This window comes from Pseudomonas sp. NPDC008258 (assembly GCF_042956345.1).
Lineage (GTDB): Bacteria > Pseudomonadota > Gammaproteobacteria > Pseudomonadales > Pseudomonadaceae > Aquipseudomonas.
In genome coordinates this window covers 33,765-57,995 of sequence record NZ_JBIBGE010000023.1, presented here as the reverse complement: position 1 = coordinate 57,995, position 24,231 = coordinate 33,765, and the positions used below count along the sequence as shown (strand labels likewise).

Genomic DNA, 24,231 nt, shown 5'->3' with positions numbered 1-24,231 from the left:
GTGCTTGCCGTTCAGCTGGCCTGCAGCTCTGGCCAGACCGGGCGCATGCCCCGCCGCTGGGCATCGAGGATGGCACGGCACAGGTCGCACAGGCGGTTGTCACGGTAGATGGCACGCGGCACGGCCGACCAGCGCGGCTGCGCAGGCAGCAGGCCGCCGCACAAGGTGCGGTCTACCGGCACGCCCAGTTCAAGCTGTCGGGCCACCAGGTGGACGCGGATTTCCTGGCAAGCGAACAAGTCGAGCTGCTCATCGGGCTCGATCAATTGGTAGGCATACAGGGACCAGGCGGGGCGCGGCATCGGGGGCACTCGAAACGGGGGGCGCAACATTAGCCGAAAGCCGGCCCCGTTTAAAGCGTCACAGCAAGGGTTTTATCGCTGGCCATGCATTTTCCAGCAGGCGCTGCTGAGCACCCTGGGCCGGGTGGATACCATCGGCCTGCATCAATTCAGGCACACCCCCTACCCCTTCGAGGAAAAACGGCACCAATGGCACCTGCTTGTCCGCAGCCAATTGTTCATACACCTTGGCGAACGCGGTGGTATAGCGCACGCCATAATTCGGTGGGAGGCGCATGCCCAGCAGCACTACCTTGGCACCGGCCTGGCGCGCACTCTCGATCATCGAGGCAAGATTTTGTTGCAATTGCGCGGGAGGCTGCCCACGCAGCCCATCGTTGCCGCCCAGCTCCAGCACCACCAGGCTCGGCTTGTGGGCTGCAAGCAGCGCCGGCAGCCGCGCCTGGCCACCTGCACTGGTGTCGCCACTGATCGAGGCGTTGACCACTTTGTCGTCGAAACCTTCGTCCTTGAGCCGGGCCTGCAACAAAGAGACCCAACCCTGGCGGCTATCCAGGCCAAAACCGGCGCTGATACTATCGCCGACAACCAGCAGTGTTCCCGCCGCCGCGCTCTGGGCCAGGCAATACAGGGCCAGACCGGCACTCAACCACCACACTCGCATCGGATTCTCCATGGGCCCCAGCATTCTCGTTGCGCAGAACCTTAGCAAAGTGGTCCCCAGCGCGGAAGGTGATCTCACCATCCTCCACGCACTCTCCCTCGACCTGGCCCAGGGCGACAGCCTGGCCATCGTCGGCGCTTCGGGCTCGGGCAAGTCGACCCTGCTTGGCCTGCTGGCCGGCCTCGACCAGCCCAGCGCCGGCAAGGTCATCCTCGCTGGCCATGACCTGGGGCCACTGGATGAAGACCAGCGGGCCCGGGTGCGCGCCGAACATGTCGGGTTCGTGTTTCAGTCGTTCCAGCTGCTCGACAGCCTCAACGCGCTGGAAAACGTCATGCTGCCGCTGGAGCTGGACGGCCGCCGCGATGCACGCGAACACGCGCGCACCCTGCTGGAACGGGTTGGCCTGGGCAAACGCCTGAGCCACACCCCACGGCAACTGTCGGGCGGCGAGCAACAGCGGGTCGCCATCGCCCGCGCCTTCGCCGCACAGCCTGCCGTGCTGTTTGCCGACGAACCCACCGGCAACCTCGACAGCCACACCGGCGAGCGTATCAGTGACTTGCTGTTCGAGCTGAACAAGGAGCGCGGCACCACCCTGGTACTGGTCACCCATGATGAACGCCTGGCCCGGCGCTGCCGTCGCCAGATCCGCCTGGATGCGGGCCGCCTGGTGGCCCCGGTGGAGGCCTGATGAATCACATGCCATTGTCCCGCCTGTGGGGCCTGGCCCTGCGCCAGTTGCTGCGTGACATCCGCGCCAGCGAAGTTCGCGTCCTGTTCTTCGCCCTGCTGGTGGCAGTGGCCGCCAGCACCGCCATCGGCTATTTCGGCGCCCGCCTCAACGGTGCCATGCAACTGCGCGCCAGCGAGTTCCTGGGCGCCGACCTGGTACTGCAGGGCAGCGCTCCAGCCCGCCAGCAGCAGATCGATAGCGGCACGGCCCTTGGCCTGCGCCACGCACAGGTAGTCGAGTTCACCAGCGTGGTGGGCGGCGACAACGGCATCCAGCTGTCCAGTGTAAAGGCTGCCGATGGCGCCTACCCGTTACGCGGGCAGGTACGCAGCGCAATGGCACCCTATGCCGAGGAAACCCCAGGCGGCGGCCCGGCACCTGGCGAGGCCTGGGTCGAGCCCCGCCTGCTGGCTGCGCTGGGGCTGGCGATTGGCGACAGCATCGACGTGGGTATGAAAACCCTGCGCATGAGCCGCGTGCTGACCTACGAACCGGACCGCGCCAACAACTTCTACAGCCTTACCCCGCGGGTGATGATGAACCTGGCCGACCTGGAAGCCACCGGCGTGATCCAGCCGGGTAGCCGGGTCACCTACCGCGACCTGTGGCGCGGCGATGCTGCGGCACTGGCCCAATACCGCCAGGCGGTGGAAAAGGACCTGGCCGCCAATCAGCGCCTGCGCGACACCCGTGATGGCAACCAACAGATCGGCGGCGCACTGGGCAAGGCTGAACGCTACCTGAACATGGCCAGCCTGGTGGCGGTGCTGCTGGCTGGCGTTGCGGTGGCCCTGTCAGCCAGCCGCTACGCCGCACGCCGCCTGGATGCCAGTGCCCTGCTGCGCTGCCTGGGCCTGTCGCGCCGTCAGGCACTGGGCCTGTATTGCCTGCAACTGGCCATGCTCGGCCTGGTCGCCGCGCTGGCCGGGGCCTTGCTCGGCTGGCTGGCCCAACTGGGCCTGTTCCGTCTGCTGCATGGCCTGCTGCCCAGCGTAGTACCTGCCGGTGGTATCGTGCCTGCCCTGGCCGGTATCGGCACTGGGCTGGTGGCGCTGGCCGGCTTCGCCCTGCCCCCCATCGCTGCACTGGGCCAGGTGCCCCCATTGCGGGTACTGCGCCGCGACCTGTTGCCGATACCACCCAGCAGCTGGCTGGTGTACGGCGCCGCCCTGCTCGCCCTGGGCCTGATCATGTGGCGCCTCAGCCTTGACCTGCTGCTCACCTTCGCCTTGCTCGGTGGCGGCCTGGTCGCTGCGTTGCTGCTCGGCGGCCTGCTGCTGCTCGGCTTGCGCAGCCTGCGCCAGTTGCTGGCCGGTGCGCCGCTGACCTGGCGCCTGGGGCTGGGCCAGCTGTTGCGCCACCCCACGGCCGCCGCAGGGCAAGCCCTGGCCTTCGGCCTGATCCTGCTGGCCATGGCCCTGGTCGCCCTGCTACGCGCTGAATTGCTGGACACCTGGCAAGCCCAGTTGCCCAAGGATGCGCCCAACCATTTCGCCCTGAACATCCTGCCGGATGACCGTGAACCGTTTGCGCAACGCCTGCACCAGGTCAACGCCGCTTCAGCGCCCCTGTACCCGGTGACACCCGGCCGCCTGGTGCAAATCAACGATAAACCGGTGCAGCAAATCGTCAGCAAGGAGTCGGCAGGCGAGCGCGCCGTACAGCGCGACCTCAGCCTGACCTGGGCCGCCGAACTGCCCGAAGGCAACGCTCTGACTGCCGGCAACTGGTGGCAAGCCATGCCTGCCGACGATGAAATCCCCGGGGTTTCGGTAGAGGCGGAACTGGCCACCAGCCTGAAACTGCAAATGGGCGACCTGCTGACCTTCGACATCGGCGGCCAGCAACGCCAGGCCCGCGTCAGCAGCCTGCGCAGCGTGCACTGGGACAGCTTCCAACCCAACTTCTACATGATCTTCCAGCCTGGCACGCTGCAGGGGCTGCCGACCACCTACCTGACCAGCTTCTACCTGGCGCCGGGCCATGACCTGGATGTGGTGGCGCTGTCGCGGGCATTCCCCGCGGTGACGATCCTGCAGGTGGATGCCTTGCTCGACCAATTGCGCAGCATCCTCGCCCAGGTGACCCTGGCGGTGGAATATGTGCTGTTGTTTGTGCTGGCGGCCGGGCTGGCAGTGCTGTTCGCTGGCTTGCAGGCAACGCTGGATGAACGCATTCGCCAAGGGGCCTTGCTGCGTGCGTTGGGAGCGGCGCGGCCGCTGCTGGTGAAGGCGCGGCGTATCGAGTTCGGTTTGCTGGGCGCGGCCAGTGGGCTGTTGGCGGCAGTGGGGTGCGAGCTGATCACACTGGTGTTGTACCGCTATGCCTTTGACTTGCAGTGGAGCCCGCACCCGTGGTTGCTGGCATTACCGCTGGCAGGGGCGCTACTGGTAGGCGGTGCGGGGGTGTTGGGGACGCGGCGGGCTTTGAATGCCAGCCCGTTGGCGGTTTTGCGCGACAGCTGATGGTTGCCTGTACCGGCCTCTTCGCGGGCTTGCCCGCTCCCACAGGTCCGGCACAGCTTTCTAATGCTGTGATAACCCTGTGGGAGCGGGCAAGCCCGCGAAGAGGCCGGCTCAGTCGACACCAAGTCACTGGCCGTAAGTGATGCTGTTCACATACCAGGTCGCTTCACCGGTCGGCGTGTGCACCACCACCTCATCGCCTACCTCTTTCTTGAGCAAGGCACGGGCCATGGGCGAGTCGATCGAGATGTAATCGTTACGCCCGTAGATCTCGTCATAGCCGACAATGCGAAACTTCATGGTCTCGCCATCATCATTCTCGATCTCGACCCAGGCGCCGAAAAAGACCTTGCCTTCCTGCTGTGGCGAATAAGCCACCACCTTCACATCCTCAAGACGCTTGCGCAGGTAACGCACCCGGCGGTCGATTTCGCGCAGCAGCTTCTTGTTGTACTGGTAGTCGGCGTTCTCGCTACGGTCACCCAGCGATGCCGCCCAGGCGACCTTCTGGGTGATTTCCGGGCGATACACCCGCCACAGGTGATCCAGCTCTTTTTTCAGCGCCTCATGGCCTTCCGTGGTGATGATGTTGGTGCTCAACAGGCGCTCCTCAGCGGCGGGTAATCAGGCCCTGGCGCGCGATGCGGGTGAGATGGCCGATGACGTCGGCGGCCTCACCCGGCGCCGGGGCCTGGATCACGGCCAGGTCGAAACGGTCGTTGCCATACTGCGCAAGATGGCAGCCGGTTTCGGCGAACTGGATCAGAAAGGCGCGTGCCTGGCCCTTGCGCCGGGACAGGCCTTCGAGGTGACGCAAAAGTGTGGGCTGATGCTGGCCGCCGAGCAGGATGCGCGGTGTGCGGGACGCCTGGTTGGCAGGCAAAGGGCTCAAACAGACACTGGTACGTGGGCAACTCATGGAGCTTTTCTCCGCCTCGCGAATCCCGCTGGGCAGCGGTGGGAGGCGTCACCGAACCAGCGCTTTAGCGGTATTTCGGATGGCCCGGAGGGGGCTTTCCTGCGCCCCGCAAGTAGCTGTTTAAATCGGCGCAGGCGGTATGCTAGAGCGATGAGCTACAAGTTGCAAGCTACAAGCCGCAAGCAAAAGCAGGCCGAGTACTGGCCCGCTCTTGCTTGCGGCTTGTAGCTCACAGCTTGCAGCTGATTACCGGGCGATCAGGCGGTCGAGCGAGAAGCGGCCAGCGCCTTCGATCATGACCGCAACAGTGCCGGCCAGCAGCGCCAGGGCAAACTCATAGCCGTTGTTGGACATGAACAGGCCGTTGCCGATGTGAACCGAGAGGATTGCCACCACCAGCGTCACCGTCAGCGCCAGGGCTGCCGGGCGGGCCAGCAGGCCGATCACCAGGGCCAGGCCGCCGAAGAACTCGGCGCTACCGGACAGCAGGGCCATCAGGTAGCCCGGGGCCAGGCCGATGCTTTCCATCCACTGGCCGGTACCTTCCAGGCCATAGCCGCCAAACAGTCCGAACAGTTTTTGCGCGCCATGTGCCATGAAAATGATGCCAACCAGGATGCGGATAACGCTGAGGCCAGCGCCGGCACGGGTGGAGAACAGGGCATTGAGGGTTGTGTTGTTCATGTCGAAGCGTCCTTGAAGCGGAGAAGTTGTGTTGGTATGGGCGCCATCATAATCAATTCACCTGATATGAAAATCGCAAAAAACCCAACATAACAATCGATTAAATCGATTTATCAACGCTTGGCCACACGCTCCAGGGCAGCACGCTCCCGGTTGAACGCCAGGAAGTACTTGTTGACGCTATTAACGAAGTTGACCGGCCCCATGCCCACCTGCTCCATGGCGATGCGCTCGGTCTGGAAGAACCACTGGTTACCGTTCAGGCCCCGGCGCCGGGCTTCGGCACGCATGGCCTGGACCCGCTCAGGCCCGAGGTTGTAGGCCGCCAGCACAAAGGCCATGCGCTCACGCTCGTTGATTTTGGCACTGGCGAAGAACTTGCGCCGAATCAGCGCGAGGTAGCGGGCACTGGCCTGCACATTGCCATCCACTGTGGCGGTGTTGCTCACCCCTACCCGCTGGGCCGCAGAAGGCGTTATCTGCATCAGCCCGTGGGCACCGCCAGTGCCGCGTGCTGCCGGGTTGAGCGTCGACTCCTTGAACGCCAGTGCGGCCAGGTTGAGCCAGTCGATCTGCTGCGCCTGGCCATGCTTCTGCAGCACCGCCCGCACCGAGGCCAGGCGCTGGCGGTCCTTGCCGGCCAACGGGTTGTGCACCCGGTACTGGCGGCGGTAGATGCGTTCGAATGCAGCATCCTGGTTGTCTGGCGCGCGGTACCCCTTCAGGAAGTGATCGACCGCAGTCAGCAATTGTGGCGCATCACGCCCCACATACCAGCGCATGGCTTGCGGCGCCCCGAGGTGCACCCGGCTATCCAGGCGCAGGCGCGGCATCACGCGCGCCCAACGTCGGGCAATGGGCTGCTCGACTACCGTGAGGTGGTAGATGCCGGCCTGCACCATCTCCAGCACATCCTCCACCGCCAGTGTCGAGTCGACCCACTCCACCTTGATCGGCGGCCGTTTGCGCAATGCCAGTTGCTGGTTCACCTGCTGGATCAGCGGCCCGGCCGCACTGGCGCTGGTCAACGCCACGGTACGCCCGGAAAGCTGTTCTACCTTGCTGAAGCTTCGTTCGCCCTTGCGCCCAACCAGCATCAGCGGTACCTGATCGAGGATCGGCGCACTGCTGCTGACGCCGCGCACTGTGCTGGGGTCAAGCAGCTCGCCCGGCGCTGCCAGGTCGCCCTCGCCACGGGCCAGGGCGCCCAGCAGCTGCTCCTTGGCCCGCGGGATGAGCTTGAGCTGGATCTCCTGGCCATCGGCGGCACGGGCATTGAGGTAATGCTCCAGGGCGCGCAGGCGATAGTATTCGATGCCGACCGGCTCGCCCTTGACCTCACCGGAGCTGTTGCGGCTTTGATTGACCAGCACCCTCAGCACCTGGCTGGTGCGAATCTGTTGCAGGTCACGCACCTTGGCAGGTGGAATATTCTGCTGCGGGCCTGGCGCGCGCGCATGGGCATCACTGGGCAGTGTAAGCCCAATGGTCAGCCCGAGCGTCAACAGGGAGGTGAGCCAGCATCGCAGCATGCGAAAACGTGTCCATGGTCGGTGGGCGGCATCCATGGGTTGCACCGCCGATTGAGAAATGACGGCAAAAGACCACGGCAACAGCATGAAGTTCTTGGTTTTTTTTAGAAAAACGCGGTTTTTGCTATGCTGGCCGCCCCGCGGCACGAGATAGCACCATGCAACTGATCGATATCGGCGTCAACCTGACCAATAGCAGTTTCCAAGACCAGCAGGCGGCAATCGTCGAGCGCGCCCTTGAAGCCGGGGTCACGCAGATGGTGCTGACAGGCACCAGCCTGGCGGTCAGCGAGCAGGCGCTGGAGCTGTGCCAACAGCTGGATACAAGCGGCGCACACTTGTATGCCACAGCGGGTGTTCATCCGCACGACGCCAAAGCCTGGGATGCCGGCAGCGAGCGCCAGTTGCGCCAGCTGTTGAGTGAACCACGCGTGCGCGCCGTGGGCGAATGCGGCCTGGATTTCAACCGCGACTTCTCCCCTCGCCCACTGCAGGAAAAAGCCCTGGAAGCCCAGTTGGCCTTGGCCGCGGAGCTTCGGCTCCCCGTGTTCCTGCATGAGCGCGATGCCAGTGAGCGCTTGCTGGCGATCCTCAAGGATTATCGGGACCACCTGACCGGCGCAGTCGTGCACTGCTTTACCGGCGAGCGAGAGGCGCTGTTCGCCTACCTGGACATGGACCTGCACATTGGCATTACCGGCTGGATTTGCGACGAGCGCCGCGGTACCCACCTGCACCCGCTGGTGGGCAACATTGCCGAAGGGCGACTGATGCTGGAAAGCGATGCACCCTACCTGCTGCCCCGCAGCCTGCGGCCCAAGCCGAAAAACGGGCGTAACGAACCCGCATTCTTGCCAGAGGTGCTGCGTGAAGTGGCTTTGCACCGCGGTGAAGCGCCCGGGCATACGGCAGCCCATACCACCGCGACGGCCCGGGCGTTCTTCCAACTGCCCTGAACCCCGCGCTTGGGTTGTTGATATGCATCAACATCGTGCTGGGCAGATGCGGGCACAATGATGGCACCTTGCCAATATTGTTCCCGCTCAACTCAGAGAAGACCTGCCCATGGGTGCCTGGCTTAGCAATGTTTCCCTGAAATACAAATTCTGGGCCGTCAACGCGGTGGCCTTTGTCACGACCTTGCTGCTGGTGCTCTACGCCGTGCACCTGGAGCAACGCGCCCGGGCCGACGCGGCGCAGGCCCAGGCGGCAGCGCAAGCCCAGTTGCTGGCCGCCTGGCCCGCCGGGCAAGCACTGCCGCGCCCGCCCAACGTCATCAGCTGGTCGACCGGGCAAACGCCAACCTTTGCCGGTGAAACCCTTGACGCCCTGCGCAACGCCCAGGGCTGGGTCGCACTGCCAAGCGCATGGGTCCTTGGCGACAACCCGCTGCGCGGCGCGCAGGTGCTGCGCAATGGCGACCAGCACCTGGCCGTGCTGGCCCAGGCCCCCAGCCTGCGCCAGGTATTCTTCGAGCGCTTCAGCAATTATGCGGTGTGCGTGCTGATCCTGATGCTGGCCATGCTGGGCGCTTCGCAGTTGCTGATCCGCTTCCTGCTCAGCCAGCTCAATACCCTGAAGGATGTGATGCTGCACGTGGAAAAGACCGGCGACCTGGCTGCCCGCGTGCCACTGGCCTGCGGTGACGAGGTTGGCCAGATGGCCGGGGCCTTCAATGCCATGCAGGCCACCTACCACCGCGTTGTCAGCACCGTTGCCCATACGGCGGCGCAACTGGACTCGGGCGCCATGCGCCTGGCCGCCAGCATGAGCGACGTGCGTCACGGCATGCTTGGCCAGCAGAGCGAAACCGACCAGGCCGCCACTGCCATCAACGAAATGTCGGCGACGGTGCACCACATTGCCCAGCATGCCGGCGCCACCCGTGACCTGTCGCAGGCCGCCGATACCCTGGCCGGCAGCGGCAAAGAGGTGGTCAGCCGGGTACAGGATTCGATTTCCGGGCTGTCCAGCGGCGTACAGCAAACCGCCGAAATGATCCGCCAGCTGGCCGAAGACAGCCAGAAGATCAACAGTGTGGTCAGCGTGATCCACAGCATCGCCGAGCAGACCAACCTCCTGGCCCTCAACGCTGCCATCGAAGCCGCACGCGCCGGCGACCTGGGCCGCGGCTTTGCCGTTGTGGCCGACGAGGTGCGTAACCTGGCCAAGCGTGTGCAAACCTCTACCGACGAGATCACCACGATGGTATCGGCGCTGCAGTCGGGCACCCGCGATGCCGTGGAGTTCATGCAGGAAAGCTCGTACAAGGCTGACGACTGTGTGCGACAGGCCCAGGAAGCAGGCGCAGCGCTGGCCGAGATCACCAGTGCGGTGGCGCAGATGCGCGAAAGCAACACCCAGATTGCCGTGGCCGCAGAGCAGCAAAGCCAGGTGGCCGAGGAAATGAACCGCGCGGTGGTGAGCATCCGTGATGTCACTGAACAAACCGTGCAGCAGACAGTAGGCTCGGCGACCACCAGCAACGAACTGGCTACCCTGGCTGGCGAACTGAACAAGGCCATTGGCCAGCTCAAGCTATAATCGCCATAGCCAGCCTCGATTGGCCCCCGCCCGGGGGCCGCACTAAGCTTTGAGCATGTCCGAGAGGAAATGCCCATGAGTAAACGCCTGCCCAACCTGCCCGCCTGGCAATGGCGCGGCTACCACCACAACCACCGCCACCCGGCTAACCTGGTGTTGCATCTGATTGCCGTGCCGCTGTTCATTCTTGGGGCGCTGCTGGTTCTCTCTGGCCTGTTCGCCCTGGACCTGGGGCAAATTGCCGTCGGCGTGATCGCCCTGATTGCAGGCCTTGGCTTGCAACGCCAGGGCCACCGTCTGGAGGCGGAACAGCCCGAGCCATTCGCCAACCACCAGGATGCCGTGCAACGCTTGCTGACCGAGCAGTTCATTACCTTCCCGCGCTTTGTGTTGAGCGGGGCATGGTGGAAGGCCTGGCGGGAGCGGCATAAGCACCGGCATTGACGCCAAGGGGCTGCTTTGCAGCCCAATCGCGACGCAAGGCCGCTCCCACAGGAATCTGCGCAGTTCCTGTGGGAGCGGCCTTGCGTCGCGAAAGGAGCGCGCAGCGCTCCCAGGATTGATTCAGGCGAAAACGGTGACGGTCTGGCGGCTCAAGGCCAGCAATTCGCCCTCTGCCGTCCACAACGCTGCAGCAGCGTGCCCATATCCATCGCGTGCATGCTCGGTTTCCACGCAATACCGGCACCAGTCCAGGGTCGACAGTTTCGCCGTAGGCTGGATGAATTCGATGGTCCAGGTCAACGTGCTGCCCGCAGCAGGCTGCTTGATGAACGGCATCAGGCTTGGCGGCCAGGCATCGACCAGCGCCAGCAGGTGCGCTTCATTGACTTGTTCTTCTGCCACGTCCCGCAAGCGCACCCAGCCACCCATCTTGCGCGACTGATTGCCACTGAACGGCAACCCACCCACCGCCCAACGCAAGGCGACATGCCGCATGAACTCGGGGGTGATGCCCTTGATATAGGGCAGTTCGGGGGCCGCATCCTGGAGTGCTTTCATTTCCATGGCCGGCAACGCCGGTACATCAACCACGGAAGGCCGCCCTGCGCCAAAATTGCCCTGCACCAGGGTTACCACCTGGCCATCCTGAACGGCACGCCCCAGCAACGTGCTGACCGCCTTGCCTTCACGCAGCACTTCCACCTCGAAACGGATTGGCACATCGGCTGCTGCGGGCGCAACGAAGCTGATGGCCAGGGAGCGCACAGGGCGGCCATCGGTGAGCTTGAGGCGCATGGTTTCATAAACCATGGCCGCCATCAGCCCGCCAAAGGCAGCGCGCCCCTGGGCCCAGCTGGGCGGGATGCTGACAGAAGCCGGGTTGGCCCGTACAGCGTCGAGCAGTTGATTGAAGTTCATTGACCGGCTCCTGCCAGCAGCGAATAAGTTCTGCCCATCCTAGCCAGCAAACCCCGAGCGATCAGCCCGCATATCGGTCATTTTTCGGGCTAGCGACGCGCCAGCGCCTGCAACAGGGCATCCAGCGTCACATCCGACTGGCGCTCAGCCTCGTGCAGTTCCTGCTCCCAAACGGCCTTGCAGGGGCTCAGGTCGGCATGCTCACGCGCCTGTAGCAGCCACTGCAGGCGGTCATGCCAGTCGCCCAGGTCGCCCTGTGCCTTTTTCAGCAAGCGCTGCAGTTTCTTGCCGGCGTGATCGAGTTGCGGGTAGGCCTCGTCGCCATAGCGCGCACGCTTGATCAGCAAGCGCAGCCGGTGGCGGTCGTGAGCAGGGTCTTGCAAGGCTTCGTGCAACTTGTGCCACTGTTTGACCAGGCGCTTGTCGATGCGTTTGTCCAGCGACCTGGCCAGCCCTTCGCGCCCGGCCGCCCGCAGGAACAGTGGGAACGCATCAACAATCGCCAGCACCCGGGTCAGCTGCGGGCTGGCGGCAACGCTGGCAAAGGTCCTGCCACGCCCTTCCAGGCGCCGCTGCCCAGCTGCGGCGTATCCGCGCCCGATCAGCTCGGCTGCCAACACCTCCCGGTCACGCAACGGCGTGGTCAGGGTGCCCAACGCTCCGGCTGCAGCCTCCAGCTGCTCCACGCCAGGCATCCCGCGCAAAGGCCTCAGCAGGCTGCGCAGGCGCCGCAGGCTGATACGCAGGTCGTGCAGGGCCTCGCTGTCGGTATCGGCAGCCAGGCGCTCGCGACAGGCCAACAGGCGAACCTGCACCGTCAGCATCTGGGCAACGACATGGTCGAGCATGGCAGACATACGACGCTCCTTGGTCAGCGCCCGGCGCGGGACTCACGAATGTAGAAGCGCGCCTTTTCAGCTTTGCGCGTGCAGCTTTCGTAACCTTCGAACTGCTGCTGGGTCTTGGCCCCGGTCAGCAGTGACAAGGCCTTGGAGTAACTCACTGCACCGGCAAAGCCTTCGGCCTTGGCCAGGTCCAGTTCCTTCCAGGCGGCATCCAGCTGGGTCGCGCAGCTGTCACGGTAGGCCGTCTTGCCCGCGCAGCCAGCGAGGGCCAGGGCAATCAGTGGAAGGCAGATCCAGGCTTTCATCGGTATGACCTCAATGGTGAAAAAACAGTGGCTGTTCGACGCCCGGGCATCAGAAAAGTGCCCTGGCCAGCCTGCTTTGCGTGGCCAGCATTATCACAGTAGCTCAGCGCGATCTACATTGAAGCACAGGCCACCCAGGGTGCATTGTAGGACCATGGTTGCACAGCCCGAGGAAAGCTCATGAGTAAACGTGTGGCACTGGTACTGGGATCGGGCGGCGCCCGGGGGTATGCACACATTGGCGTGATCGAGGAAATCGAACGCCGCGGCTACGACATCGCCTGCATCGCCGGCTGCTCCATGGGCGCAGTGATTGGCGGCATCTACGCCGCTGGCAAGCTGAAGGACTACCGCAACTGGATCGAAAGCCTGGACTACCTGGATGTGCTGCGCCTGGTCGACGTCAGCTTTCGCCTTGGTGCCATCCGCGGCGACAAGGTGTTCGGGCAGATCCGCAAGATCGTCGGCGAAATCAACATCGAACAACTGCGCGTCCCTTACACAGCCGTTGCCACCGACCTCACAAACCAGCAGGAAATCTGGTTCCAGGAGGGCTGCCTGCACCAGGCCATGCGCGCCTCGGCGGCCATTCCCAGCCTGTTTACGCCGGTGATGCAAGGCAACCGCATGCTGGTCGACGGCGGCATCCTCAACCCGCTGCCGATCGTGCCGGTGGTATCCAGCCACTGCGACCTGATCATCGCGGTCAATCTTAACGCCACCAACCAGAAGCAGTATCAGTTGCCGGTGATCGAGCGCCCGGCGGCGTTCAAGATGCGTTTTGACGCCCTGTTGAGCTCGCTTGGCTCCCGCTTGCCGTTCCGCCGCAAGCCAGCGGAGGAGCTGATGCGCATCGAACAGGAAATCGTCGCCGAAGGGCTGGCACCGCCGAACCCGTGGCTGGCAGATGCCGCCGACCCGGAAGGCCAGCAACCGGCGGCGGCGCCGGAACGCGAGGGCGCGCCAAAGTCGGCGACCGGCTCGTTCATCATCGACAACGTGGGGCCTGCTTCGCTGCTGGACTTGATCAACCAGAGCTTCGAAGTCATGCAGACGTCGTTGGCGCAGTACAAGATCGCCGGCTATCCACCGGATGTGCTGATCAACGTGCCCAAGCGGGTATGCCGGTTTTTCGAGTTCTACAAGGCGCCAGAGCTGATTGCGTTGGGGCGGGAGATTGCGCGGGATACGCTGGATAGCTATGAGGGCGTGAAGCGGTAGGCTTTGTATTGCCTGTATGGGCCTCATCGCCGGCAAGCCAGCTCCCACAGGTATCACAGAGGCTTCAGGCTTTGTGGGGTACCTGTGGGAGCTGGCTTGCCGGCGATGAGGCCCTTACAGGCGCCAGAAACGAAACAGGCCGCGCGAGGCGGCCTGTTTCTTCATGCAACGATCACCTTAGTACCGGGTGATGTCCGCATTGGCTTCCAGCTGCTTGCGGAAGGCCGCAAAGTCCTGCTGGCCTGCACGCGACGCGAGGTAGCGGCGGATCTGCTGCTTCTCTTCGTCGGTGGCAGTAGCGCCTTCGTTGACGCCCTTGAGCTGCAGCACTACCAGGCTACCGTCACGCAGCACTACGCTGCCATACACCGGTTTGTCCTTGGCTTGCGGCTTGCCCAGGCGGAACAGTGCTTGCAGTTCGGCCGGGTCGATACCGTCCTCGCCACGGGTCACGGCTTCATAGGCCTTCCAGCCTTGCCCTTCATGCACGCTGCCCGCCGCGATGGAGCCGTCACGCAGGCCGGCGATCAGCTTGTCCGCCTTGGCCTTGAGTTCGGCAGTCGCCTTCTCTTTAGCCAGCTGCTCGCTGATGTTCTTGGCCACGGCCTCAAGCGGCAGTTGCTCCGGCTTGCGGTGCTCCTTGACGCGCAGTACCACGGTGGTTTCCGGGTCGAGCTCGATGGCCGTGCTGTTGGCACCCTCGTCCAGCACTTCTTCGGAGAACGCTGCCTGCACCACCGAACGGTTGGCGGTAATGCCTTCGCCACCCTCGCGGCCGAAGGCTGCGGAGGTATGCACCTTGAGATTCAGGTCCTGGGCCGGCTGGGCCAGGTCGGAAGCCTCGTAGGCAGCATCTTGCAGCTGCTTGCTGGCGTCGACGTAACGCTGCTCGACCAGCGGAATCTTCAGGTCGCGGGTCAGCTTGTCCTTCAGGCTGGCGAAGCTCGGAACTTCCGGTGCCTGCACACCCAACAGCTTGATCAGGTGGTAGCCGAACTCGGTGCGCACCGGTGCCGATACCTGGCCATCCCGCAGCTTGTACAGCGCCTCTTCGAACGCCGGGTCGTACACACCAGGGCCGGCGAAGCCAAGGTCACCACCGTTGTTGGCGGAACCCGGGTCCTGGGAGAACTCCTTGGCCAGCGCGGCAAAGTCTTCGCCCTTGGCCAGGCGCTGCCCGATCTCTTCGGCACGGGCCTTGGCCTGTGCGTCGGTGGCCTTGTCGTTGACCTCGATGAGGATGTGCGCGGCGTGGCGCTGCTCGGCGAGGTTGGCGATTTCCTTCTCGTACTGGGCCTTGAGCTCTTCGTCAGTCACTTTGACCTGATCGAAGAACGCCGACTTCTTCAGCTCGATGTAGTCGATCACCACCTGGTCAGGCGACATGAACTCCTTCGCGTGCTGGTCGTAGTGCGCCTTGACCTCTTCGTCGCTGACCTTTACCGCAGCCGGGTCGGCCTTGAAGGTCAGGGAGGCGAAGTCACGGGTCTGCTTCTCCAGGCGGGCAAAGGCATCGACCTGCTGGTCGGTGACAAAGCTGCTACCGGCCAGGCCGGTGCGCAGCTGGCCGATGAGCATTTCTTCGGCGAGCATGTCACGGAACTGCATGCGGCCGTAGCCCATCTGGCGGATGACCTGGTCGAAACGGTCAGCACTGAACTTGCCGTCCACCTGGAATTCCGGCGTCTGCAGGATCACCTGATCCAGCGCGGCCTCGGAGAAGGCGAACTTGGCATCTTCGGCGCCCTGCAACAGCAGCTTGCGGCTGATCAGGCCCTTGAGCGCCTCTTCACGCAGCAATTTGTCATCCAGCAGCGCCGGGTCGAAATCCTTGCCCAGCTGTTGCATCAACTGACGGCGCTGCATGTCGGCCGCCTGGCTCAGCTCGTTCTGGCTGATGGTCTGGCCGTTCACCTTGGCGGCGTCCTGGCTATGGGTGGCGGCCTGGAAAATGGCTTCGAAACCGGTCAACGCCATCAAAACGACGATAAGGCCGATGATGGTCTTGGCAATCCAACCTTGTGAATTGTCCCTGATATTTTGCAGCATGCGTCCCCCAGAAACGGCTGTACCACTGCGTCGACAACCGCGGAGCGTGGGTAGAAACCTGATAAAAGAAAGGCGCATCCGAGGATGCGCCTTTGCTTAGCAAACGTGTCAGGCGGGAACGTTTGCGCCCCGCCTTCACCGTGCTCGGACCAGGCCAGGCCGGGTCCGGCTGAAAGACGACTTAGTTGACGGCGTCTTTCAGGCCTTTGCCTGCCTTGAAACCTGGAACCTTGGCGGCTTCGATCTTGATCGCCTTGCCGGTTTGCGGGTTACGGCCGGTGCGCTCGGCGCGCTCCTTGACCGAGAAGGTACCGAAGCCAACCAGTACCACATCGTCACCTTGCTTCAGGGCGCCGGTGACGGATTCGATGACTGCGTCCAGCGCACGGCCGGCTACAGCTTTCGGGATGTCAGCAGATGCGGCGATAGCGTCAATCAGTTCCGACTTGTTCACTCTAAGTCCCCTTATTTCTCTATTGAGTTTGTTTCTAAGTATGTAATGAAAAGCTTATGAAACGTGCGCTGGGTGGCCTGATGACAATAGCGTGCCGCTTTATAGCAAGGCCCCGAAAAAACTGTCAAGGAAAGCCCCCCAGCCTAAAACTACTAATGTGTGCTAATTCTTTCCTTAGCATCACCGTCGCGCTTTTCATCTTTCGCGACAATCTCAGGAGCCACATCTGGCAAGGGCTCCGGGGCGTATTGCAGCGCAATTTGCAGGACTTCGTCAATCCATTTGACCGGTTTGATCTGCAGATCCTGTTTGATATTTTCAGGAATCTCCTTCAGATCGCGAACATTCTCCTCTGGAATGATCACCGTCTTGATCCCGCCACGGTGTGCCGCCAGCAGTTTTTCCTTCAGCCCACCGATGGCCAGCACTTGGCCACGCAGGGTGATTTCACCGGTCATGGCCACGTCGGCACGCACCGGAATCTGCGTCAGCGCCGACACCAGCGCGGTGCACATGCCGATACCGGCGCTTGGGCCGTCCTTCGGCGTGGCGCCTTCCGGCATGTGGATATGCACGTCGTGCTTCTCATGGAAGTCGGCGGCAATACCCAGGCTGCGGGCGCGGCTACGCACCACGGTCTGCGCGGCAGTGATCGACTCGACCATCACATCACCCAGCGAGCCGGTCTTGATCAGCTGACCTTTGCCGGGGATGACCACGGATTCGATGGTCAGCAATTCGCCGCCCACCTGGGTCCATGCCAAGCCGGTGACCTGGCCGATCTGGTCCTGCTGCTCGGCCAGGCCGTAGCGGAACTTGCGCACGCCCAGCAGGTGCTCCAGCTGCTCGCTGGCCACCTTGACCTTGACCTGTTTCTGCCCGGTATGTTCCTTGACCACCTTGCGGCAGACCTTGGCAATTTGCCGCTCCAGGCCCCGCACACCGGCTTCGCGGGTGTAGTAGCGGATGATGTCGCGGATCGCCGAAACGTCGACCTCCAGCTCTTCCTTCTTCAAGCCGTTGGCCTTGACCTGCTTGGGCACCAGGTACTTGACCGCGATGTTGATCTTCTCGTCCTCGGTGTAACCCGGCAGGCGGATGACTTCCATCCGGTCAAGCAGCGCCGGCGGGATGTTCATCGAGTTCGAGGTACACAGGAACATCACGTCCGAGAGGTCGTAATCAACCTCCAGGTAGTGGTCGTTGAAGTTGTGGTTCTGCTCCGGGTCGAGCACTTCCAGCAGCGCCGAAGCCGGGTCGCCACGCATGTCGCTGCCCATCTTGTCGATTTCATCGAGCAAGAACAGCGGGTTGCGCACGCCCACCTTGGTCATTTTCTGGATCAGGCGACCTGGCATGGAGCCGATGTAGGTACGGCGGTGGCCACGGATTTCGGCCTCGTCACGCACGCCACCCAGGGCCATGCGCACGAATTTGCGGTTGGTGGCAGCCGCGATCGACTCGGCCAGCGAGGTCTTGCCGACGCCGGGCGGGCCAACCAGGCACAGCACCGGACCACGGATTTTCTTGACGCGCTTTTGCACGGCAAGGTACTCGAGGATGCGTTCCTTGACCTCTTCCAGGCCATAGTGGTCGGCATCGAGAATTTCCTCGGCCTTGGTCAGGTCCAGGCGCACCTTGCTCTGGGCCTTCCACGGCACCTGTACGAGCCAGTCGAGGTACGAACGCACCACGGTGGCCTCAGCCGACATCGGCGACATCTGCTTGAGCTTGTTCAGCTCGGCCTGGGCCTTGGTCAGGGCATCCTTGGGCAGGCCAGCGGCTTCGATGCGCTTTTTCAGCTCTTCGATTTCGTTGTGGCCTTCATCGCCATCGCCGAGTTCTTTCTGAATGGCCTTCATCTGCTCATTCAGGTAGTACTCGCGCTGGCTACGCTCCATCTGCTTCTTGACCCGACCGCGAATACGCTTTTCGACCTGCAACAGATCGATTTCGGCATCCAGCAGCGCCAGCACATGCTCGACACGCGTGGTCAGGTCGACAATTTCGAGAATTTCCTGCTTCTGCTCGATCTTCAAGGCCATGTGTGCGGCCATGGTGTCGACCAGGCGCCCCGGCTCTTCGATGCTGTTCAGCGAAGACAGCACTTCGGCAGGGACTTTCTTGCCCAACTGCACGTACTGCTCGAATTGCGAGAGCAACGTGCGCACGAACACTTCCGACTCGCGCTCGGCAGCGTCGGTTTCGTCGATCAGGGAGACTTCGGCACGGATGTGCCCTTCTACTTCGGTAAAACGCTCCACGGCGCCGCGCTGCTCGCCCTCGACCAGCACTTTGACGGTGCCGTCAGGCAGTTTCAGCAATTGCAGTACGGTGGCAACGGTACCGACGCGGTACAGGGCGTCTTCACCCGGGTCGTCGTCGGCTGGATTCTTCTGGGCCAGCAGGAGGATCTGCTTTTCGCCCGTCATCGCTGCCTCAAGGGCTTCGATGGACTTTTCGCGCCCCACGAACAGCGGGATAACCATGTGCGGGTAAACAACGACATCGCGCAATGGCAAAAGAGGCAAGTCGAGGGTGGTCTTCATGATTTCGCCTCTACAGCGGCCTTATGGCCGGAAACCGGTGGAAATGATGCTTGGACCTAATGTGGGGGCACGCTTGGGAAATTACAAGCGCTAGCGCAGGAAAAGCAGAAAGGGGCCCGTAGGCCCCTTCCTTGCTTGCAACCATCAACCGGCCTTTGCCTGGATCAGGCGTCTGGCGCGGCCTTGGCTTGTGGCTCGCTGTTCTCGTAGATCATCAGCGGCTGCGAGCTACCATCGATGACGCTCTCGTCGATCACCACCTTGCTGACATCCTTCTTCGAAGGAATTTCGTACATGGTGTCGAGCAGGACGCCTTCGAGGATCGAACGCAGGCCACGGGCGCCGGTCTTGCGCTCCAGGGCCTTGCGAGCGACAGCCTTGAGCGCATCGCTGCGGAACTCCAGGTCGACGCTTTCCATCTCGAACAGCTTGGCATACTGCTTGGTCAGGGCGTTCTTCGGCTCGGTGAGGATCTGCATCAAAGCAGCCTCGTCCAGCTCGTCGAGGGTAGCCAGCACTGGCAGACGGCCAACGAACTCCGGAATCAGGCCAAACTTGACCAGATCGTCCGGTTCGACCTCACGCAGGGACTCACCAACCTTCTTGCCCTCTTCCTTGCTGCGTACTTCGGCGCCAAAACCGATGCCACCCTTGGTGGAACGGCCCTGGATGACCTTTTCCAGGCCCGAGAAGGCACCACCGCAAATGAACAGGATATTGCGGGTATCAACCTGCAGGAATTCCTGTTGCGGGTGTTTACGGCCGCCTTGCGGCGGGACCGAAGCCACAGTGCCTTCGATCAGCTTCAGCAGTGCCTGCTGCACGCCCTCGCCCGAAACGTCCCGGGTGATGGACGGGTTGTCCGACTTGCGCGAAATCTTGTCGATTTCGTCGATGTAGACAATGCCCATCTGGGCCTTTTCCACGTCGTAGTCGCACTTCTGCAACAGCTTCTGAATGATGTTCTCGACGTCCTCACCCACATAACCGGCTTCGGTCAGGGTGGTGGCGTCAGCAATGGTGAACGGTACGTTCAACAGCCGTGCAAGGGTTTCGGCGAGCAGGGTCTTGCCCGAGCCGGTCGGCCCGATGAGCAGGATGTTGCTCTTGCCCAGTTCGACTTCGTCGCCCTTCTTGTCACGCTGGTTCAGGCGCTTGTAGTGGTTATACACCGCTACGGCCAGCACCTTTTTCGCGCGCTCCTGACCAATGACGTACTGGTCAAGGATGCCGCTGATTTCTTTCGGCGAAGGCAATTTGTGCGCGCTGCTCTCGGCCTGGGCTTCCTGCACCTCCTCACGGATGATGTCATTGCACAGGTCGACGCACTCGTCGCAGATAAATACCGAGGGCCCGGCAATCAATTTGCGCACTTCGTGCTGGCTTTTGCCGCAGAAGGAGCAATAGAGCAATTTGCCGCTGTCCTCGCCGTTACGGGTGTCAGTCATTCGATCGATCCAATCCGGTAGGCTTGCAACACAAGATGAAGGCAATTGCGGGCTTTTTCAAGTCCGCAGGTAGGCGCTTTGGGCGCCTGCCTGCTCTGGCACCCCGGTTCAGGAGGCCAGTTGCCGCTTGTCGTAGACCGAGTCGATCAGGCCGTACTCGGCCGCGCGCGAGGCGCTCATGAAGTTGTCACGCTCAGTATCACGCTGAATGGTCTCGAGGTCCTGGCCGGTATGGTAGGCCAGCAGCTCGTTGAGACGCGCCTTGATGCTGAGGATTTCCTGGGCGTGGATCTGGATGTCGGTAGCCTGGCCCTGGAAGCCGCCCAGCGGCTGGTGAATCATCACCCGCGAGTTGGGCAGGCAGTGACGCTTGCCTTTGGCACCGGCAGTCAACAGGAAGGCACCCATGCTGCAGGCCTGGCCGATGCAGATGGTGGAGACATCCGGCTTGATGAACTGCATGGTGTCGTAGATCGACATGCCGGCAGTCACCGAACCGCCAGGGGAGTTGATGTAAAGATGGATATCCTTGTCCGGGTTTTCCGCCTCAAGGAACAGCATCTGCGCCACCACCAGGTTGGCCATGTAGTCTTCTACAGGACCTACCAGGAAGATCACTCGCTCCTTCAACAGGCGCGAGTAGATGTCATAGGCGCGTTCGCCACGGGCGGACTGCTCGATAACCATCGGGACCAGACCGCCTGCGGCCTGGATGTCAGAGCTCTGCTGAATATAAGAATTGCGGGACATGTCCTGCGCTCACTCCCAAATAGTCATGGCTTGAATACGCACAAGCCAGCGCGAAGGCTGGCTTGTGGGGGTTTCCTACGAGAGTAGCCTGTTACTCAGCAGCGGCAGGAGCCTCAGCTGGTTTTACGGCTTCTTCGTACGAGACCGACTTGTCGGTCACAGTCGCTTTCTGCAGAACAGTATCTACAACTTGCTCTTCCAGCACAACCGAACGCACTTCGTTCAGTTGCTGGTCGTTCTTGTAGTACCAGGCGATGACCTGCTCAGGCTCCTGGTAGGCCGAAGCCATTTCTTCGATCATTTCGCGAACCTTGGCGTCGTCCGGCTTCAGCTCGAACTGCTTGACCACTTCGGCCACGATCAGGCCCAGCACTACGCGGCGCTTGGCTTGCTCTTCGAACAGCTCGACTGGCAGCTGCTCAGGCTTGATGTTGCCACCGAACTGCTGAACAGCCTGCACGCGCAGACGGTTGACTTCGTTTTCCAGCAGCGCTTTTGGCACTTCGATCGGGTTGGCGGCCAGCAGACCGTCCATGACCTGGTTCTTCACCTTGGTCTTGATCGCCTGACGCAGTTCACGCTCCATGTTCTTGCGAACTTCGTTGCGGAAGCCTTCCAGGGTCGATTCCTTGATGCCGAACTGGGCGAAGAACTCTTCGTTCAGCTCTGGCAGCGCAGGGGCGGCAACACTGTTGACGGTGATGGTGAACTCGGCGGCTTTGCCAGCCAGGTCCAGGTTCTGGTAGTCCTCTGGGAAGGTCACGTTGACAACGCGCTCTTCGCCAGCCTTGGCGCCAACCAGGCCTTCTTCGAAGCCTGGGATCATGCGGCCGGAGCCCAGTACCAGCTGGGTGCCCTTGGCCGAACCACCGGCAAACACTTCACCGTCGACCTTGCCGACGAAATCGATGTTGACCTGGTCGTCGTTCTGCGCGGCGCGCTCGACGGCCTCGAAGCGGGTGTTCTGCTTGCGCAGCACTTCCAGCATGTTGTCCAGGTCGGCGTCAGCCACTTCGGCGCTCAGGCGCTCGACGTTGATCGACTCCAGGCCAGCAACAGTGAACTCAGGGAACACTTCGAAGACGGCGACGAATTCCAGATCCTTGCCTTTTTCGAAGGATTTTGGCTCTACGGACGGAGCGCCAGCCGGGTTCAGTTTCTGCTCGACGATGGCTTCGTAGAAGGAAGCCTGGACCAGGTCACCGAAAGCCTCTTGACGAGCGTCAGCTTCGAAGCGCTGACGGATCACGTTCATCGGCACTTTGCCAGGACGGAAGCCCGCGATCTTGGCGCGCTTGGCAGTCTGCTGCAGACGCTTGTTGACTTCGTTCTCGACGCGCTCGGCCGGAACGGCGATGGTCATGCGGCGCTCGAGAGCGGAAGTGTTTTCAACAGAAACTTGCATGGATATTCCTCGTTGCACAGACGTTAGCCGGCGTTAGCCCGACTCCAGAATCAAGGGCAAGCATTCTAGTGAGTCGCGCAGCAGAAGTCACCCCACACGGGACGACGGGAAACCACGCCGGTCGATTAACTTTCAAGGCCCGCACGGCATACCGCCGAGCCTGTTTCAATAAGGGCCGCACGACACCTGGGCGCCCTGCAGCCGAAATACCTTGTCAAACAACCGCCAACAACGGCCTCGCTTCCTTTATTCAGGATCGATTTCGTTGAACTGGCAGTACTCTTCCCATTCCAGCCCCAGCGCCTCGGCCACCTCACGATGCGTTTCCAGGCGCATGGCCTTCAGCTGCTCCGGAGTTTCGGCGATCAACTGCAGCGCCAGCTCCCAGGGCTGAATACCCTGCTCGTCGGCTGCTTCCTCGAACGCCCACTCGATCTGCTGGGCTTGCTCGCGCGCATCCAGCTCGCGGATTTCCTCAAGCAGCTGCGGATTGGCTTCGGCAAAGCGCTGTAGCGCAAGGGCCTGACGGGATTCTTTTGCGATCATCGGGCTGTTCCTCTACCGGCCAAATGGGCCGATGTTTCAACCGGCTGAAATCTAACAGCTTTTATTGGGGTGTCACTAGAGGATTACAAGGGGCAAGTCGCATTGATTTACCGCCCGGCGAATTGCCTTACGGCATCGCAGGAGACGCCCCATGGCATGGGGACGCGCCGACAGCTTGAATGGAGTACCTTTTTTGGTACACTTCCATGGACAGGAACAAGCTGACACTCAAAGCACACTTCTATCGCACCGAGGCCGGCAACGAACCCGTACGCGAATGGCTGGCATCCCTCCAGCCCACAGACAAGTACCTTATAGGCACCGAGATCAAGACAATTCAGATTGGTTGGCCACTCGGCATGCCCCTTGTCAGAAAGCTCGAAAATGCCTTGTGGGAAGCCAGGATAAACCTGGCAAACCGAATCGCCCGGGTTCTTTTTACCGTGGACGGAAACACCATGATCCTGCTTCACGGCTTCATCAAGAAGAGCCAGAAAACACCCGCGCCAGACCTGGCCACCGCCAGACAGCGCAAAGCCGCCATAGAGAGGCACCCGCAATGAACCCACATATAGGCACCGATTTCGACGACTTTCTGGCAGGCGAGCAGCTTGCCGAAGAGGTATCTGCAGCCGCCCTCAAGCGCGTGATCGCCTGGCAGATCGCCGAAACCATGAAGGCGCAAAAAATCAGCAAGAAGGTACTGGCCGAACGCATGCACACCAGCCGAACTGCCGTTGATCGCGCACTGGACCAGAATGACCCAGGCATGACACTGGCCACGTTGGCCAGCGCAGCGCGAGCCCTTGGGCAACGTGTAGAGGTACGCCTGGTACCGGAGAACGGCCCCGCCCTCGCCTGAGCAAGCCAGCCACTGCTGAAGACCCAAAAACAAAAAAGGCGCCTGATCTCACGATCAAGGCGCCTCTTCAAGAATATGGGGTGGACGATGGGAATCGAACCCACGACAACTGGAATCACAATCCAGCGCTCTACCAACTGAGCTACGCCCACCATATTGCGGTGTTACGATGTTGCGGTACAACCTTACAGAAGCATGGTGCGGACGAAGAGACTCGAACTCTTACAGCTTGCGCCGCTGGAACCTAAATCCAGTGTGTCTACCAATTTCACCACGTCCGCGTAACGCTTAAAACAAAGGCGCCAGATGCTATCGAGGCGCCCTTGAAGAATATGGGGTGGACGATGGGAATCGAACCCACGACAACTGGAATCACAATCCAGCGCTCTACCAACTGAGCTACGCCCACCATATTGCATTACAGCCTACTTGCTTGCCAAAGCTGCCTAATGGCGCACCCGGCAGGACTCGAACCTGCGACCATCCGCTTAGAAGGCGGATGCTCTATCCAGCTGAGCTACGGGCGCTTAAGCTTGAAGCCTAACCGAATGAGACCTTAACAGCGAACTGCTAAACCACTCATTCTGCC

24 protein-coding genes and 4 tRNA genes are annotated in these 24,231 nt (G+C 62.1%); 8 read left to right on the top strand and 20 right to left on the bottom strand.

Features of this window, described 5'->3' with window-relative positions:
* Positions 1-11 precede the first annotated feature (11 nt).
* Complete coding sequence (locus ACFY9W_RS18905) at positions 12-302, bottom strand: hypothetical protein (protein ID WP_183673451.1); 291 nt, start codon at positions 300-302, stop codon at positions 12-14.
* Positions 303-360: 58 nt separating this feature from the next.
* A complete protein-coding gene (locus ACFY9W_RS18900) occupies positions 361-966 on the bottom strand; it encodes a GDSL-type esterase/lipase family protein (protein WP_391132968.1) in 606 nt (201 codons plus the stop codon).
* Positions 967-976: 10 nt separating this feature from the next.
* Between ACFY9W_RS18900 and ACFY9W_RS18895 the strand changes: the two genes are divergently transcribed.
* Positions 977-1,660: an ABC transporter ATP-binding protein gene (locus ACFY9W_RS18895; protein WP_016714756.1), complete on the top strand. Its 684-nt coding sequence runs from the start codon at positions 977-979 to the stop codon at positions 1,658-1,660.
* Positions 1,660-4,167 (top strand): FtsX-like permease family protein, encoded by a 2,508-nt coding sequence (locus ACFY9W_RS18890; RefSeq protein WP_391132964.1) that lies wholly within the window; start codon positions 1,660-1,662, stop codon positions 4,165-4,167. The genes ACFY9W_RS18895 and ACFY9W_RS18890 overlap by 1 nt, the downstream gene beginning before the upstream one ends.
* Before the next feature lie 126 nt (positions 4,168-4,293).
* Here ACFY9W_RS18890 and greB read toward each other — a convergent pair whose 3' ends face one another.
* The 4 genes from greB to ACFY9W_RS18870 all read right to left on the bottom strand — a co-directional run bounded on the left by greB (position 4,294) and on the right by ACFY9W_RS18870 (position 7,302).
* Positions 4,294-4,767: a transcription elongation factor GreB gene (gene greB / locus ACFY9W_RS18885; RefSeq protein ID WP_391132961.1), complete on the bottom strand. Its 474-nt coding sequence runs from the start codon at positions 4,765-4,767 to the stop codon at positions 4,294-4,296.
* A 10-nt stretch (positions 4,768-4,777) separates the two neighbouring features.
* A complete protein-coding gene (locus tag ACFY9W_RS18880) occupies positions 4,778-5,086 on the bottom strand; it encodes a hypothetical protein (protein WP_391132958.1) in 309 nt (102 codons plus the stop codon).
* A gap of 246 nt (positions 5,087-5,332) precedes the next feature.
* Positions 5,333-5,770: a DoxX family protein gene (locus tag ACFY9W_RS18875; RefSeq protein WP_284355863.1), complete on the bottom strand. Its 438-nt coding sequence runs from the start codon at positions 5,768-5,770 to the stop codon at positions 5,333-5,335.
* 113 nt (positions 5,771-5,883) lie between these two features.
* Complete coding sequence (locus tag ACFY9W_RS18870; RefSeq protein WP_391132955.1) at positions 5,884-7,302, bottom strand: transglycosylase SLT domain-containing protein; 1,419 nt, start codon at positions 7,300-7,302, stop codon at positions 5,884-5,886.
* 158 nt (positions 7,303-7,460) lie between these two features.
* On the opposite strand from ACFY9W_RS18870, the gene ACFY9W_RS18865 reads away from it, so the two are divergent.
* The 3 genes from ACFY9W_RS18865 to ACFY9W_RS18855 all read left to right on the top strand — a co-directional run bounded on the left by ACFY9W_RS18865 (position 7,461) and on the right by ACFY9W_RS18855 (position 10,290).
* Entirely contained in the window at positions 7,461-8,258 is a 798-nt protein-coding gene (locus ACFY9W_RS18865) for a TatD family hydrolase (RefSeq protein ID WP_391132952.1), read from the top strand.
* 109 nt (positions 8,259-8,367) lie between these two features.
* A complete protein-coding gene (locus ACFY9W_RS18860; protein ID WP_391132949.1) occupies positions 8,368-9,846 on the top strand; it encodes a methyl-accepting chemotaxis protein in 1,479 nt (492 codons plus the stop codon).
* Between the two features lie 75 nt (positions 9,847-9,921).
* A complete protein-coding gene (locus ACFY9W_RS18855; RefSeq protein WP_391132947.1) occupies positions 9,922-10,290 on the top strand; it encodes an Mpo1-like protein in 369 nt (122 codons plus the stop codon).
* A 120-nt stretch (positions 10,291-10,410) separates the two neighbouring features.
* Here ACFY9W_RS18855 and ACFY9W_RS18850 read toward each other — a convergent pair whose 3' ends face one another.
* From ACFY9W_RS18850 to ACFY9W_RS18840, 3 genes are all read right to left on the bottom strand, one after another.
* Complete coding sequence (locus ACFY9W_RS18850) at positions 10,411-11,208, bottom strand: acyl-CoA thioesterase domain-containing protein (protein WP_391132944.1); 798 nt, start codon at positions 11,206-11,208, stop codon at positions 10,411-10,413.
* Positions 11,209-11,297: 89 nt separating this feature from the next.
* Positions 11,298-12,065 (bottom strand): CHAD domain-containing protein, encoded by a 768-nt coding sequence (locus ACFY9W_RS18845; protein ID WP_391132941.1) that lies wholly within the window; start codon positions 12,063-12,065, stop codon positions 11,298-11,300.
* 14 nt (positions 12,066-12,079) lie between these two features.
* On the bottom strand, positions 12,080-12,358 hold the full coding sequence (locus ACFY9W_RS18840) for a lipoprotein (RefSeq protein ID WP_003250254.1): 279 nt from the start codon (positions 12,356-12,358) through the stop codon (positions 12,080-12,082).
* A gap of 180 nt (positions 12,359-12,538) precedes the next feature.
* Here ACFY9W_RS18840 and ACFY9W_RS18835 point away from each other — a divergent pair, with 180 nt between their 5' ends.
* Positions 12,539-13,579: a patatin-like phospholipase family protein gene (locus tag ACFY9W_RS18835; protein ID WP_391132937.1), complete on the top strand. Its 1,041-nt coding sequence runs from the start codon at positions 12,539-12,541 to the stop codon at positions 13,577-13,579.
* 177 nt (positions 13,580-13,756) lie between these two features.
* On the opposite strand, the gene ACFY9W_RS18830 is transcribed toward ACFY9W_RS18835, so the two are convergent.
* From ACFY9W_RS18830 to ACFY9W_RS18800, 7 genes are all read right to left on the bottom strand, one after another.
* Positions 13,757-15,628: a SurA N-terminal domain-containing protein gene (locus ACFY9W_RS18830; protein ID WP_391132934.1), complete on the bottom strand. Its 1,872-nt coding sequence runs from the start codon at positions 15,626-15,628 to the stop codon at positions 13,757-13,759.
* 181 nt (positions 15,629-15,809) lie between these two features.
* Positions 15,810-16,082 (bottom strand): nucleoid-associated protein HU-beta, encoded by a 273-nt coding sequence (gene hupB, locus ACFY9W_RS18825; RefSeq protein WP_003250246.1) that lies wholly within the window; start codon positions 16,080-16,082, stop codon positions 15,810-15,812.
* A gap of 152 nt (positions 16,083-16,234) precedes the next feature.
* Positions 16,235-18,631 (bottom strand): endopeptidase La, encoded by a 2,397-nt coding sequence (gene lon / locus ACFY9W_RS18820; RefSeq protein ID WP_391132931.1) that lies wholly within the window; start codon positions 18,629-18,631, stop codon positions 16,235-16,237.
* A 164-nt stretch (positions 18,632-18,795) separates the two neighbouring features.
* Positions 18,796-20,079, bottom strand: coding sequence for an ATP-dependent Clp protease ATP-binding subunit ClpX (gene clpX, locus ACFY9W_RS18815; protein WP_391132928.1), 1,284 nt, complete (start codon positions 20,077-20,079; stop codon positions 18,796-18,798).
* Between the two features lie 108 nt (positions 20,080-20,187).
* Entirely contained in the window at positions 20,188-20,829 is a 642-nt protein-coding gene (gene clpP / locus ACFY9W_RS18810) for an ATP-dependent Clp endopeptidase proteolytic subunit ClpP (RefSeq protein ID WP_012271562.1), read from the bottom strand.
* 91 nt (positions 20,830-20,920) lie between these two features.
* Positions 20,921-22,234 (bottom strand): trigger factor, encoded by a 1,314-nt coding sequence (gene tig, locus ACFY9W_RS18805; protein WP_391132925.1) that lies wholly within the window; start codon positions 22,232-22,234, stop codon positions 20,921-20,923.
* Positions 22,235-22,480: 246 nt separating this feature from the next.
* Entirely contained in the window at positions 22,481-22,780 is a 300-nt protein-coding gene (locus ACFY9W_RS18800) for a DUF6388 family protein (RefSeq protein ID WP_391132922.1), read from the bottom strand.
* Positions 22,781-22,986: 206 nt separating this feature from the next.
* On the opposite strand from ACFY9W_RS18800, the gene ACFY9W_RS18795 reads away from it, so the two are divergent.
* Positions 22,987-23,343 carry a type II toxin-antitoxin system RelE/ParE family toxin gene (locus tag ACFY9W_RS18795; RefSeq protein ID WP_391132919.1) on the top strand — a complete coding sequence of 119 codons (357 nt, stop codon included), beginning with the start codon at positions 22,987-22,989 and terminating at the stop codon, positions 23,341-23,343.
* On the top strand, positions 23,340-23,642 hold the full coding sequence (locus ACFY9W_RS18790; protein ID WP_391132915.1) for an XRE family transcriptional regulator: 303 nt from the start codon (positions 23,340-23,342) through the stop codon (positions 23,640-23,642). The genes ACFY9W_RS18795 and ACFY9W_RS18790 overlap by 4 nt, the downstream gene beginning before the upstream one ends.
* A 76-nt stretch (positions 23,643-23,718) precedes the next feature.
* Here ACFY9W_RS18790 and ACFY9W_RS18785 read toward each other — a convergent pair.
* From ACFY9W_RS18785 to ACFY9W_RS18770, 4 genes are all read right to left on the bottom strand, one after another.
* Positions 23,719-23,794: transfer RNA gene (locus ACFY9W_RS18785), tRNA-His, on the bottom strand.
* 44 nt (positions 23,795-23,838) lie between these two features.
* A tRNA-Leu gene (locus ACFY9W_RS18780) sits at positions 23,839-23,923 on the bottom strand.
* 52 nt (positions 23,924-23,975) lie between these two features.
* Positions 23,976-24,051, bottom strand: a tRNA-His gene (locus ACFY9W_RS18775).
* A 41-nt stretch (positions 24,052-24,092) separates the two neighbouring features.
* Positions 24,093-24,169 (bottom strand) — tRNA-Arg (locus ACFY9W_RS18770).
* Positions 24,170-24,231: the final 62 nt, after the last annotated feature.

Coding starts and splice junctions, on each gene's coding strand:
- ACFY9W_RS18905 (WP_183673451.1), bottom strand. CDS start 302: ATGCCGCGCCCCGCCTGGTCCCTGTATGCCTACCAATTGATCGAGCCC.
- ACFY9W_RS18900 (WP_391132968.1), bottom strand. CDS start 966: ATGCGAGTGTGGTGGTTGAGTGCCGGTCTGGCCCTGTATTGCCTGGCC.
- ACFY9W_RS18895 (WP_016714756.1), top strand. CDS start 977: ATGGGCCCCAGCATTCTCGTTGCGCAGAACCTTAGCAAAGTGGTCCCC.
- ACFY9W_RS18890 (WP_391132964.1), top strand. CDS start 1,660: ATGAATCACATGCCATTGTCCCGCCTGTGGGGCCTGGCCCTGCGCCAG.
- ACFY9W_RS18880 (WP_391132958.1), bottom strand. CDS start 5,086: ATGAGTTGCCCACGTACCAGTGTCTGTTTGAGCCCTTTGCCTGCCAAC.
- ACFY9W_RS18875 (WP_284355863.1), bottom strand. CDS start 5,770: ATGAACAACACAACCCTCAATGCCCTGTTCTCCACCCGTGCCGGCGCT.
- ACFY9W_RS18870 (WP_391132955.1), bottom strand. CDS start 7,302: ATGCTGCGATGCTGGCTCACCTCCCTGTTGACGCTCGGGCTGACCATT.
- ACFY9W_RS18865 (WP_391132952.1), top strand. CDS start 7,461: ATGCAACTGATCGATATCGGCGTCAACCTGACCAATAGCAGTTTCCAA.
- ACFY9W_RS18860 (WP_391132949.1), top strand. CDS start 8,368: ATGGGTGCCTGGCTTAGCAATGTTTCCCTGAAATACAAATTCTGGGCC.
- ACFY9W_RS18855 (WP_391132947.1), top strand. CDS start 9,922: ATGAGTAAACGCCTGCCCAACCTGCCCGCCTGGCAATGGCGCGGCTAC.
- ACFY9W_RS18850 (WP_391132944.1), bottom strand. CDS start 11,208: ATGAACTTCAATCAACTGCTCGACGCTGTACGGGCCAACCCGGCTTCT.
- ACFY9W_RS18845 (WP_391132941.1), bottom strand. CDS start 12,065: ATGTCTGCCATGCTCGACCATGTCGTTGCCCAGATGCTGACGGTGCAG.
- ACFY9W_RS18840 (WP_003250254.1), bottom strand. CDS start 12,358: ATGAAAGCCTGGATCTGCCTTCCACTGATTGCCCTGGCCCTCGCTGGC.
- ACFY9W_RS18835 (WP_391132937.1), top strand. CDS start 12,539: ATGAGTAAACGTGTGGCACTGGTACTGGGATCGGGCGGCGCCCGGGGG.
- ACFY9W_RS18830 (WP_391132934.1), bottom strand. CDS start 15,628: ATGCTGCAAAATATCAGGGACAATTCACAAGGTTGGATTGCCAAGACC.
- lon (WP_391132931.1), bottom strand. CDS start 18,631: ATGAAGACCACCCTCGACTTGCCTCTTTTGCCATTGCGCGATGTCGTT.
- clpX (WP_391132928.1), bottom strand. CDS start 20,079: ATGACTGACACCCGTAACGGCGAGGACAGCGGCAAATTGCTCTATTGC.
- clpP (WP_012271562.1), bottom strand. CDS start 20,829: ATGTCCCGCAATTCTTATATTCAGCAGAGCTCTGACATCCAGGCCGCA.
- tig (WP_391132925.1), bottom strand. CDS start 22,234: ATGCAAGTTTCTGTTGAAAACACTTCCGCTCTCGAGCGCCGCATGACC.
- ACFY9W_RS18800 (WP_391132922.1), bottom strand. CDS start 22,780: ATGATCGCAAAAGAATCCCGTCAGGCCCTTGCGCTACAGCGCTTTGCC.
- ACFY9W_RS18795 (WP_391132919.1), top strand. CDS start 22,987: ATGGACAGGAACAAGCTGACACTCAAAGCACACTTCTATCGCACCGAG.
- ACFY9W_RS18790 (WP_391132915.1), top strand. CDS start 23,340: ATGAACCCACATATAGGCACCGATTTCGACGACTTTCTGGCAGGCGAG.